Here is a 14,714-nt window from a genome sequence, read left to right as displayed (position 1 = left end):
AATTAGTCCGAAAATCTTTTTATATTTACAAATGAAATGATAAGCCACTAATCTATTTCCTTCGCAAAGAATGCCGCTGCTTTTTTTAGAAAGAGATTTTCTTTTTTCAATTCTTCAAGTTCTTTTTTAAGTTTATTATTTTGTTTCATAAAGTCTTGTTCTTCATGGGCTTTTTTATTGATGCGGCATTCGTTACGGAATTTTTTTAGCCAGTATGAGACAGCAGATTTAGAGATACTGTACTCCAGTGATAGGCTTTTAATAGTTCTTCCCTCTTCTATATGAAGACGGATTATTTTTTTCTTGAATTCTTCCTCATAATTTTTTTGCATTTCAAAACACCTCTTTCTTTTTTTATTATATCATTGTTTAGATTTTGGTGTTCCTACTTTACTATAGCACTACACAAAATGACTATGTTGTAAAACCTGAATATCTGGAATGGCAGATATTTACAAGCGGATTTTATAATAACAGTCAAAGAGGCGGAAAAAAAGACACAATAACTATGAATGGTGAAGGACGTATAAAATCAGTAGATTTAGGAATGGTTATACCTGTGAAAGGTATTAACAGGAATGGAGTGGAACTTAATCTGACACCGGTAAATGAACCGGAATTGAATATAAATACAGTTTCTGTACTGGAACCTCAGATTAGTGATCCTGTTTATAAATATACAGGTATCAGTGTTCCGGCTATGCCCCGTACTCCTAGTATAAATTTTAGTTATCCCAATTCATATGATAATCAATCAATTGGAGGCTACGCATTTAATACAGGATATTATACATCTGGAAATAAAATTTTTGAAAATCTGGATGTCAGCACATCAGAGACTACAATAAATTTAAATGGAGAAACTAACATTGCAACAATAACTGGTGCTGCTACTTATTCCGACGGTTCTTCTTATAACGGAACAACGGCTGATTCTTATACACATACTACTAACAGTAATAATAACAAATTTGTAGTACACGAATTAGGCGGTGCAAGAAACACAGAAATTAGCGGAAAATGGAATATGACATTAACAAATGGTACACGGAATAATGCTGTAGGTTTTTTGAGCTACAGACCAGCTTATTACAACGGCGGGGACTATAAGACAGTTTTTTCGGGAGATTTAAATTTACAGGTGGATTCCACAAGTACCAGCTATACAATTACTTCATTAATAGGTATGAGCCTTGATTTGTCTAATGTATATAGTACGCCGACAAAAGCGGTTTTAGAAAATACAGGAACAATAACAATAAAAAGAGGAAATCAGTATGGACAAAGCGGTATTGCCATGCAGCTTGACAGAGGAAGTTCTTCAACAATACAAACAGGTGAACTTATTAACTCAGGAACAATAAATATAGAAAGCAGTACTGACACTTCTTATGGGACTGCTTCTGGAGTTGTTGGATCAGTAGGGGTTTTTGTTACGGTAGATAAATTAAAAAATGAGGTATTAGTAAAACCAGGTAATATTAATGTTGACGGAGTTGGGAACAGAGGAGTAGAAACAGGAGGATATATTTACGGAAGCACTGATTATCTAAGCAGTAAAATAGAAATAGACGGTTCTACAGGAAAAATAATAATTGGCGGTAAAAATAACACAGCTTTTCATTTGGGGAAATCCATATCAGAAAGCGGTATCTCACTAGCAGATAATGTGAAGAATCTTGATATAGTATTAAACGGTGAAAGTTCTATGGGAGTTGTAAGAGAAGCAACGGGAACTATAGAAAAAACTATGGACTTAATATTAAATGATAAAATGATAAGTTCAATAGAATTTGGTGGAAACTCTAAAAGCAGTGCGATTTTTTATTCATATAGAGAAGGAACTACAATAATAGACAGTAGTTTAGAGAATTCGTTAACTCCTATTAATTCAGGCCAGCAAAATGCAATTGCACTTGGGAATAACGGGTCTAATATAAAAAATTACATGCCTATAAAAATAGGTTCCGGAGCTAAAGCAATGGCAGGATTGGTAAGCAACGGCGGAAGAATTGAAAATTATGCAGATATAGAAAATAATTCATCAGCTTATACAGATGTATATGGAAATAATTATGGAGGTACTGCTCTAGCATCAATGTATTATATGGATGATGCCATGATAGTAAATACCGGGAACATTACTATGAATGGTGATTATTCGACAGGTATTTTAAATTCCGGTAATATTGCTACTACAGAAAATGATCATATAATTGTTAATGGTAAAAATGCTACAGCGATATACAGCGGATTTGGTTATAATTATAATTCAGACGCTTCAAAGACAGAGATAAAAGCAAATAAACTCGAAGCCAACGGAGAAAACAGTACTGTTATATATGCAAACGGAAGTGAAGTGAAGTTAGGTTCTTCCACAATAGGCAGTCCTTTAGAAGTAAAGGCAGACGGTAAAGATGCATTTGCTTATTTTATAAAAGATTATAACAACAATGGAAATTACAAAGGGAAAATGATTTTAACAAGTGATGTAAATACAGAAATAAAAAATGGCGCATTAGGATTTTATGTAGAAGGAACGGATCCCAGTACAACAATAAATGTGGGTGAGTATTTAAAAGGCATAGTAGATACTACTAACGGTAATTTAACAATGAATATATCTGATGATTCTTACAGAATGGTTTTAAATAAAGCAAGCATAAAACTCAGTGACTTAAGTGATATTTCAAACGGATCGGGAATTAATTTTACAGGATCAGATGCTTCAAAAATTATTCAGTCATCAGTAGAAATTGATATTGATTCTAACATAGATAAAAACAACATAACTGGTGATAAAACATATAGAAATCAGGAAATTGGGAAATCAGGAATTACAGTAAAAGAAGGAATAACAATTAGTGGAACTGAAGACGGTCTGGCAGGTATAGCACAGGAATTTGCGAGTACTGATACACACATATTATCAAGTACAAATAATGGAACGATAAAATTAGAGGGTAATAATTCATTGGGGATGTATACAAAGAGAAGTTCGGTGAGAAATAACGGATTAATAGATCTATCAGGAACTTCAGGTGTGGGTTTATATTCAATACTTGGAGTAGCACAAAATACCGGTACAATAAAAGTCGGGGATAAGGGTGTAGGAATGTACGCCAGTACCAATGTAGACATTAGTGAGGTTCCTTATTATACACCACCTGCTTCATTGGAAAACAGCGGTAAAATAATAGCTGAAGCAGGAAGCAATGCAGTAGGGATGTACATAAACAATGCTTCTCCGAATGGATATACTGATGGCGGTATAAATATTGACAACGGTGAGATAGATGTAAGTGCATCAAAAGGCGGAATTGGTATATATGCTACTACTAATGCAGAAGTTAGCGGATCAGATGCTAAAATATCAGTAGGTGAAAACGGGACAGGTATATATTCAAAAAATGGATATATTAACGTATTTGATCTGGAACTAAATTTAAAAGGTGATAATTCTACAGGTATATATGCAGATAGTTCGTCATTTTACGGGTCAGTAAATGCAAATGTGGATGGAAAAGGAATTATAGTAATTAATAAAGAAGGAACATCAAGTTCTAATCTGGATTCTATTAATGTAACTTCTACAGAAGGTTCAGAATACATTGTGCAGAATATAAAAGATAACATAATAAGTTATAACAATAATGCATCCTTAGGATCAGGCGGGATATTTGCAGCTGGTACTAACTCAGTAGTATACTTAGGAGAAAATTCAAATTTAACTTCTTCAGGTCAGGCTGGCATGATAGGAATTGCCTTAAATGGAAAATATACAAACGGATTACCTGTTAGGATAGATTGGTACGGAAACTATGCGTATAAGGAAGCAACAAATAAAGGAACTATAAACTTCGGTAATAATTCAGTAGGAATTTATGTTGTAGATGGTGCCGGTGCCCAAAATGATGGTTCTATATTGTTAGGTGATAATTCAGTAGGTCTTTATGGTAAAGGCAGCGGGTCAAGTATTGCAAATACAGGTACAGTCGAAGTAGGCGGAAATTCATCAGGACTTTATCTGAAAGATGGAAATAGTGTACTGAATAGTGGAACTATAAGAAGTACAGGAGATAATGTGACAGGAATAAATCTTGACGGAACATCTGATATTACAACAGTTAATGTAGGAAATATAAATTTATCAGGGAATAAATCAATAGGTATATATGTATCTGATGGAGGAAATAAAGTTGTTGATAACTATGGGTATATAGAAATAGGAGATTCTACATCAGTTTCTGATCCAAGTATAGCGATATATAATAATAATTCCAATGGTGTTATTAATAATGCAAGCAGTATGATATTAGGGAAAAATTCAATAGGAATATATAATAACGCAGGAAAGGTAACGCATACATCAGGAGATTTATATATTGAAGAAGCAGGAACAGGGATTTATACAAATTCCGGAAATGTCAGCCTGTCAGGGGGTAAGTTAACTCTTAACGGTGCAAATACTGTAGGAATTTACAGTGCTGGTAATTCAGCCATAAATAACGCTATGGCACTTAGTGTAAGTGATAACAGCTATGGTATTGTACTTGACGGAAAAACTTCCATAACAAACAGCGGAGCCTCTACAGTAGGAGAAAACGGAGTTTTATTATACGCAAGTAACGAATCGGATGTAGTAAATGAAGCCGGAGGATCTGTATATATGACAGGTTCGGATTCAGCGGCATTTTATATGGTAAACGGCGGAAGTATTACAAATAGAGGTAATATTACAGCTGATACAGGAACAGCCAATATAGGTATTTACAGTAAATCAGGAAGTATATATAACAGTGGTGATATAAAAATCGGAAGTTCTGTAATAGTAGACAAACAAAATCCATATTTGAATAAATATGCAGTAGGAATATACGGAGATAGTGTTCAGAATATGGAAAACAGCGGAAATATAGAAGCAGGAACTGAAGCAGTAGGAATGTATGTTACTAATAATATAAACGAAGCTTTGAATAAAGGAAACATATTTTCTTCTTCAGAAAAAGCAATAGGAATATATTCAAGTACAGGAAGTTTGAGAAATGAAGGTAATATCACAATGTCAGGATCAGGAAGTATAGGGATAGCAGCAGAGAGAGCTTCTACAGTAACAAATGCAGGTACTATAACAATGAATGGTAATGATAATATAGGAATATATGCTAATGTAAATTCAAAAGTAATAAATGAAAGTACAGGAAAAATATATATAAATGGTAATGACAGTGTGGGAGTACAATTATCAGGAGGATCGACACTGGAAAATTACGGTTTGATCTCTGTGGCTTCCGGAACAATAAATTCTACAGACATAGTAAAAGGGAAAGACGGATATACACCGCCAAGTATAATAAATGCAGGTGTAATAAAGGTAGATGAAAAGTTTGAACTGGATGGATATAATTTAATAGTAAAACCAGATCCTACAAGTTTTAGAAAAGCAACAATGGAGGAAATTACAATAAATGATTATTCTCTTGATGATATAAATGCAGGATTCTTATTGTCAAATAAAGTAAGTTTTGTAGCACCAAGTTTTGATTTTGGGAATAATGCAGTAAAAATAGATCCTTTATTTACACAAGGAACTAATGCAAGAGTATATAAGTTTGAAAATGTATTCGACCCTTCTACTCCTGACGGCGGAACAAATTATGGAGAGATATCTGTGTCAAGTAATTCACTTACATTTGATGCGATACCTGTAGTGAATAGTCAGGGAAAAGTAGATATCTGGATGGAAAAAATTAATTATGACGAGTTTACTAACGGTGCATGGTATGATGAATTCGCCAAAAATATAGAAGGTAAATATCTGAATGCTGAAGGAGATGCATTAAAAATTTATGATAAACTTGATCTTATAACTGATGCCGGAGTTCTTGGCAATAGTTTTGAACAGCTTGCAGGTAACATGTATTCAAATATAAATCAGAGAGAACAGGATATCGCAGGTGTTTTTAATAATGCATTAACAACGTTGCAGAATTCTACTAATAATACAAAAGAAAATGTAAAAATAAATATTATAGGCGGAAAAGGAAGCACATCAGAAGATACTACAGGAGTGGAATCTTACAGCTATAATTCAGTGGGAGCATTGGCTCTGAGAGAAGTAGAGAGAACATACAGACATACATTCGGATACTCATTGGGATATGTAAGAACTGATTTCCAGATGAAAGATACAAAAAATGAAGAAGAGGTAAATACAATACAGCTGGGATTACATAATAAATACAGTGTTAACGGCTGGAATATCAAGAATGATATCCTTGGAAGAGCAGGATTTCATTCAAGTGACAGAGAAGTGGCGTGGTATGACGGAACAAAATCTAAATTAAGCGCTGACTATAATGTATACGGAGTAAGTTCATTAAATGAGGTAGGAAGAGATATAGAACTTGGAAAAAATCTAAAAGTAACTCCATTTGCAGGGCTTGAACTTGGATATATGACACATGACAGCTTTAAAGAAAAAGGTGGGATAGAAAGCCTGAAAGTGGATAGTAATGACGGATACAGCGTAAAACCAAGCATAGGTGTGAGATTAAACGGCGAAGCCGGATTTGGGTCAAGTAAAGATGTAAAACTGAAAGGAAACATAGGCGTAGCTTATGAATATGAATTAGGTAATATGAATGAACAGGAAAGAGCAAGCCTTGAAGTCATAGAAACAGGATATCATAAACTTGCACAGCCTGCAGAAGATAAAGGAAGAATAAAAACAACAGCAAGTGTAGGAGTAGAAGTAAATGACAGATACGGAATATTCCTAAACGGCGAATACGGAATGGGAAATGCTAATAAAGAAGATTATAAAGTAGGAATTTCATTTAAAGCAGCTTTTTAATACACATAAAAGAAGTAATAAAGAAGGGAATTATATCAAAAACATGATTTGTTTTGGTATAATTTCTTCTTATTTTGAAGGCAGAATATTATTTTAACTGAATACAAAAGGAAAAATATGAAATCTTCCGAAATAATATGTTAATATGAAAATTTTAAAAAGGAGAATACACAATTAATACTTTACATTTTGTGCTAAATATGATATTATTATTATGAATTTTTTCTAGGAATTTAGGTAGCCTCTAAATTCTTGGATAGGATAATTTATAATTAGGAGGAAATATTAATGGCTTTGAAAAGTAAACAGGAAATAGTTGCAGAATTTGGAAAAAATCCACAGGATACAGGATCTACAGAGGTTCAGATAGCATTACTTACTGACAGAATAAATCACCTTACTGGTCACTTGAAGACACACAAAAAAGATTTTCACTCAAGAGCAGGACTTTTGAAAATGGTAGGTAAAAGAAGAAGACTTTTAAATTATTTAAAAGACAGAAATGTAGATGGATATAGAGTATTAATCGAAAAATTAGGAATAAGAAAATAACATAAAAAGAGCGCTCTGCTCTTTTTATTTTAAACACAATGCCAGCCGGGAGATGAGAGAAATGATCAGAGGAGTAGAACTAAGAGACGCGGGAGATATTACAGCGATATATAATTATTATATAAAGGAAACAATCATAACTTTTGAAACAGAGGAGATAGATACTGCGGAAATGGAGAACAGAATAAGAAAAATACTGGATGCAGGATATCCCTTTATTGTTTATGAGGAAAATAACAAGGTGACAGGTTATGCATATGTGGGAAAATTCAGAGAGAGAAGTGCATACAGCGAAAGTCTGGAAACAAGCATATATATGGATATTAATGAAAAAGGAAAAGGAATAGGAAGAAAACTTTATAAAAGACTGATAGAACTGTCTCAGGAGGCAGGAGCACATGTACTTATAGGTGTAGTTTCATACCCGAATCTGGCAAGCCAGAGACTTCATGAAAGTATAGGTTTTGAAAAAATCGGTGTTTTTAAAGAAGTAGGGAAAAAATTTGGTAAATATATAGATGTTGAATTTTGGTCGTATATATTAGGTAAGGATAAATAAAATGAAGAAGAAAGTAAATAAAACAAATATATTGGAAGGTTCGATATCAAAAGGACTGTTTAAACTGGCTCTTCCGGTTGTACTTACATCTTTGATATCCATTGGATACAGTCTTACAGACACATGGTTCATAGGGAAATATCTCGGGGACAAATATGTTTCGGCAGTTGCAGCAGGTGCATTTTTTATAAATTTTGGAATGTGTTTCTGTAATATACCGAAAATAGGTGCACAGGTGCTTGTAGCGCAGTCAATAGGCGCACGTAAGATATTAACGGCAAGAAAATATGTAAGAACGGCACTTTATCTTTGTGTGGCTTTTGGGCTTATGTATTGTGCATTTGTTATGATATTTCATAATTATCTTATAAAAGTAATTAAGGTACAGGATCCTTTGATTGTCCATGCGCAAATCAATTTTTGATAATTTCCGCAGTGGGATTCGTATTTTTATATCTGGTAATAACAGTATCATCTATTATAAATGCCGAAGGTGATACTTTGGGGCCGTTTATTTTTAACTCGGCAGGGCTGCTTTTAAATGTGCTTTTGGATTATATCTTTATAAAATATTTAAAAATGGGAGTAATAGGAGCGGCAACAGCCACAGTTACAGCACAGGCAATAGCATGTATAGGAATATTATGTTACCTTTTCAGAAAAACATCAAGATTCAGAAAACTCCGTATATGGAGACTGGATCCGGTGCGTTATTATAAGAGAATAATAAAACTCGGGATTCTAAACGGAATAAATCAGGCTCTGTTCTCGGTATTTGCAATTATTCTTGCTGGTATGATAGCAAGCATAAATGAAACAGCATTGGGAGTACAGCGTGTGGGTATTCAGTTCGAGGCATTTTCTTGGAATATTTCAATAGGACTTGCAAGTGCTATATCTGCATTTGTAGGGCAGAATTACGGTGCGAGAAATTTTGAGAGACTGAAAACCGGCTATTTTATCGGGCTAAAATGGATAGTTTCTATTGGATTTGTGATTTCAGCTGTATTTATATTCGGAGGAAAGTATCTTTACGGATTTTTCTTTGAAAACCCCGAAACTATAGCAATGGGACAGGATTATCTGCGTATTCTGGGATTTTCGCAGATGTTTATGTGTGCGGAGATAACAACAACAGGAGCATTTAACGGCGTGGGAAGAACGTTACAGCCTACTGTAAACAGTGTAGTAGTAACCAGCCTGAGAATACCGCTTGCTTACATTCTTACATTAATTATGGGACTTACAGGAATCTGGTGGAGTATAAGCGGAACAAGTATCTTAAAAGGTGTTATTTCAGTTACGTGGTTTTTGTGGACTTTGAGAAAAATAAAAAATTCGGGAGAAATGTTAGAAGAATTAGCAGCTTAGAATTTTGGTATATTGACGGTTTTGAATTCAATATTGACATTCTGAATAGTAACAGACCGTTTTATCAAAAAAGTAAAGGAGTAATAACATGTCAATAATTAGAAAAGCAGAAAAAAGGGATGTAAAAGGGGCAGCAGCACTGCTTATTACAGCATTGGACGAGATGAAAACAGTATTTTCGGGATATAGTGATGAAAAAGAAATATTATCAAAATTAGAGGAATATTTTTTACTCGAAGAAGGAAGATATACATATAAAAATTTTGCTGTCTGCGAAATTGACGGAAATATAGCAGGCGTAATAGTAGTATATTATTCAGATGAAGGGGAAAAGCTGGACAGAGTGATGCTTGAGGATTTGAAAAAAAGAGGAATAATACGAAACAGTTTTGAAAAAGAATTTTATGAAAATGAATTTTATATAGATTCTGTGGCTGTAAGCCCTGAATATCAAGGTCGGGGAATAGCAAAGGAACTCATAAAGTATGCGGAAAATGAAGGTAGAGAACACGGATATGAAAAAATGAGTCTTATAGTTCACGGAGATAAGGAAAAAGCATATTCAATATATAAAAAAATAGGTTATGAAGAAGATTCGGAGATAACAGTATACGGAGAGAATTATACGCATATGGTAAAGAAATTATAAAAGCATATGGGAGGCTGTTTTGAATAAAAAAGAAAAGATGTGGCTGGGGTTTTTGGCTTTTGCGCCTTTTGTAACAGCAGTTATAATAAACGGAATGGTAGCAAAAAATCTGACTTCTATTATAGCAATGATTTTTGAGGATGCATTTTTTTCAGACATTCTTGTGTTAATATTAAAAGATTACAGTTTTATTTTCATATTATGGGCGATAAGCTGTAGTCTATCTTTGGTACAGAAAATTGTCTACATAATACTTGCAATAAAAAATAAGAATATAAAACGTACGATAAAAATACTTTATGTGATATGTATGGTATTCTTTGAGATAGCAGTAATGATCTACTTTTATCTGGAAGTCCTTCACGGGAAAAAAAGGAAGAAAAAAGGAGAAGAAGATACTGTGTGGATAGATTGATTCTTACAGATAAACAGGTAAAATAAAAAGATACTTTGTAATTTACAGGTATCTTTTTTAGATGAAAATATTGAAGTTATTCAACTGGGAAATTATACAGCTTTAAAAATGAGAGTTTGTCCCAGTAACCTCTCTGGAAAACTATTTTGTCATTAATAATATGAAAAAAGCCGCATCCTCTGAGACCTAAAGAATCTTTCCATTCGAGAATTGCCCATTCCCCGTCTTCGAATATATTCTCCGGAATACACACCATTTCAGCCTGTCTGAATTCATTTTCAAACATTTGCTTTATAGCTGTACGTCCGTTGACAGGTTCGTTGGCAACCTGATGATTAACCGCATTATCTGCATAAAGGGCGGAAATCTTTTCTGTATCGGCACTATTAAAGGCCTCAATCCACTGAATAAGAATTTCTTTTGGTTTTATAATAACCACCTCTAATAATAATCAAGAGAAAAAATTGCCCTGAAAATTTTTATTTCAAAAAGCTTCCGGACAGTTTTTATATCTAAAATTTGTTTAATATATCTCTTATGCAAATAAAAATTCACAAATTTTTCCCATAAAAGGTAAATCAAAAGTATCACCTTTATAAGCCTTATAACATGCAATGATCTGATAAACAGACAAAGCCGCCAGTCCCAGTAAAAAAACAATCTGACCAATAAAAAAAATCACATTACAAACAAGTAAAACTAAAAAAATCATATTTACAGCCAAAGTTCTTTCAGCATAAAATCTGACAAATTCATTTTCTTTTTCCAGTATAAGAGAAGCCAGTGAAACTATAAAACTTACTCCCAGAAAAAAAGATATACATATAAAAAAAGCTGCAATACTGGCTCTCAAACCGCCGATAGAAGCTTCTTCCCTCGGGTTTCCCTTGTATTCAAACGACATGATTAAACCTCCTGAAAATATATATAAAATTTTATCACAAATAAGTCATAATATCAATAATTGAAATTCTTGGGCAAAAAGAGTATAATGTAACATAAGAATTTTTTTAGGACATTAATCGAGGAGGACAGAATATGTATTGTACATTAATATGCTGCATGGACGGCAGATTTAACATGGCAGTAAACGAGTATATAAGGGTGAAATACGGGTATGTTTATGTGGATACCATCACAGACGCAGGGCCGGTGTCGAAGATAATAAATGAAAGTTATCTGAAGGATATAGAGGATAAAATAGTATTAATCTCTGTTAAAAAACATAAATCCGATCATCTTTTTATAGCAGGTCATCATGATTGTGCAGGGTGTCCCGTAGATGATGAAACACAGAAAAGCTACATAGAGGAAGCAGTGGACATTCTAAAAAAAGATTTGAAAGATATAAAAGTAACAGGAATGTTTATAGACGGGGATTTTAATATAAAAGTCGTAAAAGAGGTGTAAATATGATTGGAAAGTACAGAGTGGACGGTAAGAAAAGCATTAAGTTAAAAGATTTTCCCACAGCTGATAAGGGAATATTTAAGAACAAAGAAGAAGGATTGCTAAAATTAGGAGAGAATATCGAAATATTAAGTGAACTTCAGAACAAACTCTATGCTGAAGACACATATTCACTTCTGATTATTTTCCAGGCAATGGATGCAGCGGGTAAGGACGGGACGATAAAACATGTCTTCAGCGGTATAAACCCGCAGGGCTTCCAGATTTTTAACTTTAAACAGCCTTCAATGGAAGAACTGGATCATGCCTATATGTGGCGTACATCTAAGTCTATGCCTGAGAGGGGAAGAATAGGCGTATTTAACAGATCATACTATGAGGATGTATTGGTGGTAAGAGTGCATAATCTTCTTTCCGCACAGCATCTTCCCAAGGAAAAGCAGTATAAGGACATATGGAAAAAGAGGTTTCATCATATAAGAGAGCAGGAAAAATATCTGTTTGAAAACGGGATAATACCAATAAAGTTTTTTCTGAATGTTTCCAAAGAGGTACAGAAAGAAAGATTCCTTGAAAGAATAGAAGATCCGAGCAAGAACTGGAAATTTTCTTCAGCTGATATTGAAGAAAGAAAGTATTGGGATGACTATCAGGAAGCTTATGAAGACGCGATAAATCATACAAGCACTTCTTATGCGCCATGGTATGTGATTCCTGCAGATAAAAAATGGTTTACTAAGTTCGCAGTCTCAGAAGTAATTAAAGAGACACTGGAAGGTCTGAATTTGAAGTATCCTGAGTTAAACAAGACACAGAAGAGCGAGCTTAAGAATTATAAAGAAATATTATTAAAAGATAAATAATTATAGAGGAAAAAGATGGAAAGCAGATTTTTTATAACCGAGGATATAAAAGAGCATAAAAAAGGCAGAGATATCCTGAATATTTTGAAAAACTACAGTATTGTCAGTTCGGAAGCAGAATTTTTAGAGATGCTGAAAGAAAAGAAACTAGGTTTTGAGAAAGAAAAAGGATATTTTTTATTTACAGTAAAAAAGGGCAGATTTCTGAAATCATATCATCTGGATGAGAACTTCCGGAAAATAAAGGAAGAATATTATCTTTCTTATGAGAATAACTGCCCTTTTAACTGTGTATATTGTTATTTAAGGGATTATTACAGCCACGGGGCAGGGATATTTTATGTGAATACAGAGGATATGTTTCGTGAGCTGGATAATCACAAGGGGAATAATGAAATGATAAGCTGCGGAATTGTGAATGATTCACTTGTTTATGACAATATTACGGATATTTCACATGATCTTATTGATTATTTTGGTAACAGGGAAGATCTTACTTTGGAATTCAGAACCAAAAGCAAAAATATAAAAGGGCTTTTGAAAGAGAAGGTTTATAAGAATATTCTCGTTTCATTTACATTCAGCCCTGAGGAAGTTATTGAAAAGTATGAATTTCATACGGCTTCACTGCAAGACCGGATTACAGCCGCAAGACAGCTTCAGGAGCATGGCTACGATATCGGGATAAGGATAGACCCTGTGATAAATATAAAAAACAGGAAGAATGCCTATACAGATATGATAAATAAGCTTATGAGAGAACTGGACACCAAAAAGATAAGAGATATCGGTCTGGGCAGTCTGAGGTATACAAAAGGTCTGAAAGATAAGGTTCTTTCAGAGAGAAAAACCGATTTGTTTTATAATGAGCTGGTAACGGGAATAGATGGAAAAGAGAGATACTTTAAAGGAATAAGAATACAGATGTATAGTGAAATAGTGGAAGAAATTAGAAAATACGGGGACTTTGATATTTATCTCGGAATGGAAGAGGAATATATCTGGAAAAAAGTTTTGAAATAGGAGAATAAATGTTTTATTTTATTTGCGGTACCGAAAGCAGAGAGTTGAAATATCTGGAGATACTGGATGATATAAAAAAGAAAAATCCGGGAATACAGGAATTTGTCTTTGATGTGGTGCTTAAAGAGGATGATAAATTTTTTGAAAAACTGAATTTTAATTCCATATTTGGCGGTAAGGAAATACTTGTTTTGAAAAGGGCGGAAAAACTCGGCAATATAGAGGAGGTTCTTGCTCTTATTTCTAATGTAGAAATGGATTCAAAATATGTAATAGTAGATTTTCAAATAGAGGGAAGCAAGAAGAACGATAAATTGTTTGCTCTTCTTGGTGAAATAGGGAAAAAGACAGAAACTAAAGTTATCAAGACCGAGGAAGACGAGAAAAATCTTGCTGATTTTGTAAAGGAAAATCTGAAAACCGATACGAAGGAAACGCAGAGACTCCTCAGTCTTATAGGGGAAAATCCTTTTAAGGTGAAAAATGAAGTGGAAAAAATAAAAAGTTTTCTTGGTGATGAGCCGTATGACTTTGAGAAAATAAAAAATATGATTTCCGTGCAGAAAGAATACTTTATCTATGAATGTGTGGAAAAAACAATAAAAGGCGAAATTTTTGAGGTAATGGAATATCTGAAAAAAACAAAAGAATATATGGGGTTTCTATACAGTATGTACGGGGAAGTGGAAACACTTTTGAAACTTTTGGAACTGGAAGAGGAAGGATTCAGACTAAGAGGGGATTATAACTCGTTTAAGTCAGAATATGAAAAGATAAAAAAATATTTTTATGTTAATAAAAGACCTGCCCATCCATATGCCATATTTAATAAGTATAAAAATATAAAAAGATTCAGCAGGAAGAAGCTTAGAAGGCTTAGTTACAAATGCTGGGAAATAGAAAAAGACATAAAGACGGGAAAGCTTCCTATGGATATAGGGGTAGAGGCTCTTGTACTGGAAGTAAACAGATAGGTATATGGTTTTAAACTTTTGAAACAATAAATAACAATAAAA

13 protein-coding genes and 1 pseudogene are annotated in these 14,714 nt (G+C 33.6%); 11 read left to right on the top strand and 3 right to left on the bottom strand.

Translation table 11 applies throughout. The features are described 5' to 3' along the window. A pseudogene (locus NK213_RS01000) lies at positions 1-332 on the bottom strand (transposase); the annotation flags it as partial. A 47-nt stretch (positions 333-379) separates the two neighbouring features. Here NK213_RS01000 and NK213_RS00995 point away from each other — a divergent pair. The 7 genes from NK213_RS00995 to NK213_RS00965 all read left to right on the top strand — a co-directional run bounded on the left by NK213_RS00995 (position 380) and on the right by NK213_RS00965 (position 10,402). Beyond that, positions 380-6,856 (top strand): autotransporter domain-containing protein, encoded by a 6,477-nt coding sequence (locus tag NK213_RS00995; protein ID WP_253346067.1) that lies wholly within the window; start codon positions 380-382, stop codon positions 6,854-6,856. A 288-nt stretch (positions 6,857-7,144) separates the two neighbouring features. After that, positions 7,145-7,408, top strand: a complete 264-nt coding sequence (gene rpsO, locus NK213_RS00990; protein WP_256478621.1) for a 30S ribosomal protein S15 — start codon at positions 7,145-7,147, stop codon at positions 7,406-7,408. A 61-nt stretch (positions 7,409-7,469) separates the two neighbouring features. Further along, entirely contained in the window at positions 7,470-7,967 is a 498-nt protein-coding gene (locus NK213_RS00985; protein ID WP_253346066.1) for a GNAT family N-acetyltransferase, read from the top strand. 1 nt (position 7,968) lies between these two features. Continuing rightward, positions 7,969-8,391, top strand: a complete 423-nt coding sequence (locus NK213_RS00980) for an MATE family efflux transporter (RefSeq protein ID WP_253346065.1) — start codon at positions 7,969-7,971, stop codon at positions 8,389-8,391. Beyond that, positions 8,388-9,338: an MATE family efflux transporter gene (locus tag NK213_RS00975; protein WP_253346064.1), complete on the top strand. Its 951-nt coding sequence runs from the start codon at positions 8,388-8,390 to the stop codon at positions 9,336-9,338. Before NK213_RS00980 ends, NK213_RS00975 begins: the two co-directional genes overlap by 4 nt. An 88-nt stretch (positions 9,339-9,426) precedes the next feature. Continuing rightward, a complete protein-coding gene (locus tag NK213_RS00970) occupies positions 9,427-9,987 on the top strand; it encodes a GNAT family N-acetyltransferase (RefSeq protein ID WP_253346063.1) in 561 nt (186 codons plus the stop codon). Between the two features lie 19 nt (positions 9,988-10,006). Further along, positions 10,007-10,402: a hypothetical protein gene (locus NK213_RS00965; RefSeq protein WP_253346062.1), complete on the top strand. Its 396-nt coding sequence runs from the start codon at positions 10,007-10,009 to the stop codon at positions 10,400-10,402. Between the two features lie 76 nt (positions 10,403-10,478). Here NK213_RS00965 and NK213_RS00960 read toward each other — a convergent pair whose 3' ends face one another. Then, positions 10,479-10,832, bottom strand: coding sequence for a nuclear transport factor 2 family protein (locus NK213_RS00960; protein ID WP_371926342.1), 354 nt, complete (start codon positions 10,830-10,832; stop codon positions 10,479-10,481). A 105-nt stretch (positions 10,833-10,937) separates the two neighbouring features. Next, a complete protein-coding gene (locus NK213_RS00955; RefSeq protein WP_253346060.1) occupies positions 10,938-11,306 on the bottom strand; it encodes a DUF4870 domain-containing protein in 369 nt (122 codons plus the stop codon). A gap of 134 nt (positions 11,307-11,440) precedes the next feature. Here NK213_RS00955 and NK213_RS00950 point away from each other — a divergent pair, with 134 nt between their 5' ends. The 4 genes from NK213_RS00950 to holA are packed head-to-tail and all read left to right on the top strand — an operon-like array spanning position 11,441 to position 14,672. Next, positions 11,441-11,812, top strand: coding sequence for a carbonic anhydrase (locus NK213_RS00950; protein ID WP_253346059.1), 372 nt, complete (start codon positions 11,441-11,443; stop codon positions 11,810-11,812). Between the two features lie 2 nt (positions 11,813-11,814). Beyond that, positions 11,815-12,675, top strand: a complete 861-nt coding sequence (locus NK213_RS00945; protein WP_253346058.1) for a polyphosphate kinase 2 family protein — start codon at positions 11,815-11,817, stop codon at positions 12,673-12,675. Positions 12,676-12,690: 15 nt separating this feature from the next. Next, positions 12,691-13,698 carry a spore photoproduct lyase family protein gene (locus NK213_RS00940; RefSeq protein ID WP_253346057.1) on the top strand — a complete coding sequence of 336 codons (1,008 nt, stop codon included), beginning with the start codon at positions 12,691-12,693 and terminating at the stop codon, positions 13,696-13,698. Positions 13,699-13,706: 8 nt separating this feature from the next. Further along, the gene (gene holA, locus NK213_RS00935) at positions 13,707-14,672 is read left to right on the top strand and encodes a DNA polymerase III subunit delta (RefSeq protein WP_253346056.1); all 966 of its coding nucleotides are present in this window, start codon (positions 13,707-13,709) and stop codon (positions 14,670-14,672) included. Positions 14,673-14,714: the final 42 nt, after the last annotated feature.

The organism is Sebaldella sp. S0638, from assembly GCF_024158605.1.
Classification (GTDB): domain Bacteria; phylum Fusobacteriota; class Fusobacteriia; order Fusobacteriales; family Leptotrichiaceae; genus Sebaldella.
Note: the sequence above shows the minus strand (reverse complement) of the source record. Positions and strands in the feature narration are given on the sequence as shown.